Below are 4753 nucleotides of genomic sequence, written 5' to 3'. Positions count from 1 at the left end.
GTAGCGATGCCACTGTTGCCATTCAGTTCAGCGTCGCTGTACAGCATGTCAAACCAGAGTCCGGTACCCGCTTGCTGTGATGTGGACTGCAGCCGTTCCAGTGCCGCCAGACGGATACCATCGCTCTGGGTCGCCAACTGGGCGTGAGCACTGGCATGCAGCTCACCCGACAACGCATTCAGCGCCGCCCTCGCCTGTGCTTCGCTCATATTCAGAACCTGATCATAGAGCGGATGCCCCTCCGCCAATCTGAAGGCACTGTCACCGGTGCTGCACTGATTGCCGGACATGCCATCCAGGCAGAAGCTCTGGATGGGTTCTGGTTCTGGTTCTGGTTCTGGTTCTGGTTCTGGTTCTGGTTCGGGTTCTGGTTCTGGTTCTGGTTCGGGTTCTGGTTCTGGTTCGGGTTCTGGTTCTGGCTCGGGCTCGGGCTCAGGCTCAGGCTCAGGCTCAGGCTCAGGCTCAGGCTCAGGCTCAGGTTCGGGTTCGGGTTCGGGTTCGGGCTCAGGTTCGGGTTCTGGCGCGCTGATAAGACGGCTGGTCAGGTAGTAACCATCACTATCGTGGCTGGTACTGAAATCCAGGTAGGCATAGTCGTCACTCAGGATTTGAGTACCATTTACCACCATATCCCCTGCGGCGCGGACAATTGTATAGGTACTGCCATCAGCATAGGTGGAGCCATTATCACTGCCGTTCTCGGGCGTCACATGCAGCAGGGCGCCATCGTCAATGGTAGCGTTACCACCCACCTCGACCAGGTCGTTGTGCGTACCCGCCGTTGTACCGCCGCTGATCAGTTCAACCAGATAAGTTGCTCCGCTAGCTAGACTCCAGTCACCTGTCACATTCAGGGTGCCAATGGAGTTACCTGGCGAAAGGCTACCACTATTGACTTCAACATCACTCAAGGAGCCACTGCCACCCAGAGTGCCGCCACCAACCACTATACGGGAGTTAGTAATAGAGCCATTAACCAGCACAGTACCATCGGAAATAGTAGTGTCGCCCGAGTAGGTGTTGGTGCCGGTCAGAATGGTAGTACCGACACCACGCTGATTCACCACGATATTCCCGGCGATGGGTATGCTGAAGGTGATATCGTCGGTTTGGTTGAAATTGAGCGTGCCGCTGCCAGCAGTCCCAGTGATTAGTTCGCTGGCTGTCACCTGCCCGGCGGTATCGCTCAGGTCCGCTTTACCTATGTTCAGGGTTCCGGTGGATTCATACCCAAGAATAAGGTTGCCCTGATTATTCCAAGCGCCCCCACCTGTTACTGTTACTGTTCCATCCCCTGTCGGAAAGTAGCCCAAGCGACCATTGCGGCTGCTGACCGTCGCACCATTTTGAATGTTCAGGGTTCCCCTGCCCCAGCCTCCGACGTAGAGGTCATCGGAGCTATTCCACTCGGAACCGGTGTTTGTTACCGTCACGGTGCCCGTGCCCAGACTACCCCGGCCGACGTAAGCAACGGTGTTGCTCACTTGGGCCCCATCACCGATCTTGAGTTCACCGTCTCCCTCAACTCCGATGTAAAGCCAACCCCGGTTATGCCAGTGGCTATTTTCGCCGGACACAAACACTTGGCCAATGGCTCCATCCTGGTGAGCGACAAGCCCCTCCTGATTGCTGACGGTTGCTCCATCCAGAACCTGCAGGCTTCCTTCACCCTCAGAACCCAACCGCAGATCCCCCGCGCTGATCCAGGCGGACCCCGGACCGGTAACGGTGACACTCCCCTCCTCGTCACTGGCATAGCCAACACGGCCTTCAGCATTGCTGGACAGGCGACCACCATCCCTGATGCTCATGGTACCCTGCCGGACGGAAGCAAGGCTGCCCAGAGAGCTGTCTCCGGTCAGCACCAGCTCCCCCAGGTCTGTCTTGGCAAAGCCTCCAGACCCTGTCAGATCGTTGGCCAGGGTCACACGGTAATTCGCGCCAGCTGAGGTTCCATCCCCGACTCGAAGGGTGGTGTCTGCGGCCACCAGCTCAAGCGAATCCCCCTCTAGCCGGTACCCATCCGCAGCAAACTGCAGACCGGCACCCGCGTCCAGAGTCACCTGACCATCACTGTTGTCCACGATCACCCTGCCACTGTCACCAGAGAACACCAGAAGTCCTACGAGGTCGTATACACCTGCCGTCGCCCCCGCTGGGTCGGTCCAGTTGGCGCGGTTCAGGTCCCAGATGCCATCCCCACCCTCAACAGAACCGGTGGCGCTTAAGGCCGAGCCGTTCCAGAAGGTGAGTGCGGAAACAGAGGGAGAGGACACCAGCAAATTTACCTGTCCCGATGTGCTGGTCTGCACCTCAACATCATCGGAGATGTACCCCCGAGGGCTTGCGCCTACTTCAAGCCCATTATCCGTGAGCACTCCGGCGTAATTGATCAGCCGGTACAGGCCCGGACCAAAACCGCCCGCATCCGCCACGTCAAGCGTGCCATCCAATGTCAGGTTGCCGCTGACGTCAATCAGGTCGCTATCAACCCCGGCCGTTCCTGAAGGGTCCCCCAGTTCAACGCTTAATGCCGCATTCGGGGCCAGGAACAGGTTCCCGGCTATCGTCAACTGACCGGGAGAACTCCCGGGAACCAGGGTGCCGCCATCCTGAATCTCGGTGTTACCAACGGTACCCGACCCGCCAAGACGGCTGCCATTGTTTATCTGGATGTTAGAGTTACCCAGCGACCCTTCAACGAGCAAGGTGCCGTCATTGACCGTGGTATTCCCGGTAACAGTATTATTGCCACTGAGCGTCAGGGAGCCTCCCCCCTCTTTCGTCAGTGTGCCCGTTCCGCTGATCATGCCATCGAAACTGGAGTCATCTGACCGGTTGAATACCAGTGAGCTGTTATTGACCACAGTGCCCGTGAGACTTCCCGATGTACCCCCATTACCAATTTGCAGCGTACCCGATGACACCGTCGTGCCACCGTTGTAGCTGTTGTTCCCGGTCAGGGTCGTGGTGCCGCTGCCGCGATGGTTGAGCTCAAGGTTGCCGGCGATAGGAGCGGATAGCTGAGCCGTGTTTGTCTGGTTAAAGTTAATGGTACCGCTGCCGCTGCCCGTCGCGATGCTGGTTACAACAAGCTCGCCGGCGGTTCCCGCTCCGTCGTAGCTGCCAATGTTTAGGGTACCAGTGCCTTCATTACCGATAAGAAGGTTTCCCTGCATCTCCCAGAGACCACCTCCAGTCAGGGTGGCAACGCCTTCACCACTGGCGTAGTAACCAAGGCTGCCATGGCGGCTATGGACTTCACTGCCGCCACTGACATTGAGAGTGGCGGTCCCTCCCAACCCCAAGTGCAGATCGTCCGAGTTTACCCAACTGGAGCCATTGAGCAGGTTAACCGTGCCCTGACTCCCTGTCTGGACGCCCACGCGGCCAATGACATTGCTGATTTCAGAAGCGCCATCAGCGGTGAGCGTACCATTGCCACTATCACCGACGAACATGTGGGCGGAGTTTGTCCAGCTTGCCCCCTGATCCAGAAAAGCCGTGCCCGTTGTCTCATAGCCCACATGGCTGTTCACGGCGACGACATGAGCGCCATTCCGTACATTGACAGCACCTTCCCCTAAACGCCCGACATACAGACTGTCCTGTATAGAGTCTCCACCGACGTTAAACGTGGAAGTATTACCTGAGAGGTTTACAGTGCCCGAGGCACCACTTCTGGTTCCGATTACCGCGTTACGATCGACAGTGACCCTTCCGCCGTCTGAGATATCCAGTACACCCGTACTTTCAAGTCCCAGATAGAAATTCGCTTTCGCATGAAAGGCGGAGGAAGATCCTTCAACATGAACACGGCCAACGCCGCCTGGACGTTCCCCGACACCCACGGTTCCTGCGCTACTGAGGAGACCGCCATCGCGGAGGTAAATATCACCGGTCCCTGCCCCCCCGATAAGGAGCGCCCCCAGCACCTGCCATGTTGAATCCACTCCAGCTATCGTCGCTGTGCCAGTGACGCCTGAACCGGTGCCCAACGTGGTCAAATCGCTGGTAACCTTTCCCCCATCCAGTATGTTCAGGGTCGCGTTGCTCTGGCGGCCGAGATGGAACGAATCCCCAGGGACATCCCAGATTGGAGATACGGAGATAACGGGGCTGTACGTCCACGCACCATTAAAAACCCCACTTTCCAAATTCCCTGTGGATTCAACACTCTGGGCAAGTGCGGGCATTGAGGATACCGCCAGGGCCAGTGCGATTATCCGCCGTAGGAATGGGCTAAGTGACAAAAAAGCTGTCAAACGAGCACCGCGACCGCCAGACGACCGGCCCCGTGCTTTCGAGGTTTCCGCAGCTACTTGCCACAGACCTAGACTGGCGTTGTAACGGAGTCGAAAAGTGAAATTCATGGCTACGGCTCCCTGTAAGGGCTTAATACATAACTGACTCGAATATTGATCCTCGATTATCGTCAAACGACTGTTGGCCCACTATCGGATATCCGCAAACAACGCCTGCGCCTCAGAATCAATCCGGGAGCCGCATCAGCGTCTCCGAGGGCCGCTGCCCAAACAGCCGCCTGTACTCACGGGAAAACTCACCCAGGTGAACACAGCCCCAGCGCATGACCAATGCGCCCGAACTAGAAACGCACACTCATCTGAATATATCCCTCCTGCACATCACTCTCATCCGAGTGCTCGCCTCTGTAGCCAAATCTGATATCGGTATTTTTCGATACCGGGACAACCAGGCCCGCGTCCAGCACAACCGTATTTTCGGCAATCGG

General features: G+C 57.4%; 1 protein-coding gene and 1 pseudogene. Both read right to left on the bottom strand.

Features of this window, described 5'->3' with window-relative positions:
- Nucleotides 1-3953, bottom strand: a 3953-nt coding sequence (locus BLV48_RS18560) for a beta strand repeat-containing protein (RefSeq protein ID WP_254775088.1), incomplete at its 3' end; no start/stop codon positions are given.
- Nucleotides 3954-4268: 315 nt separating this feature from the next.
- Nucleotides 4269-4373 (bottom strand): annotated as a pseudogene (locus tag BLV48_RS19665) (ESPR-type extended signal peptide-containing protein); the annotation flags it as partial.
- Nucleotides 4374-4753: the final 380 nt, after the last annotated feature.

The sequence above is a fragment of the Marinobacterium iners DSM 11526 genome (assembly GCF_900107855.1).
In the GTDB taxonomy this organism is placed as follows: domain Bacteria; phylum Pseudomonadota; class Gammaproteobacteria; order Pseudomonadales; family Balneatricaceae; genus Marinobacterium; species Marinobacterium iners.
The sequence above is the reverse complement of the archived record's forward strand: the minus strand, read 5'-3'. Positions and strand labels throughout refer to the sequence as shown.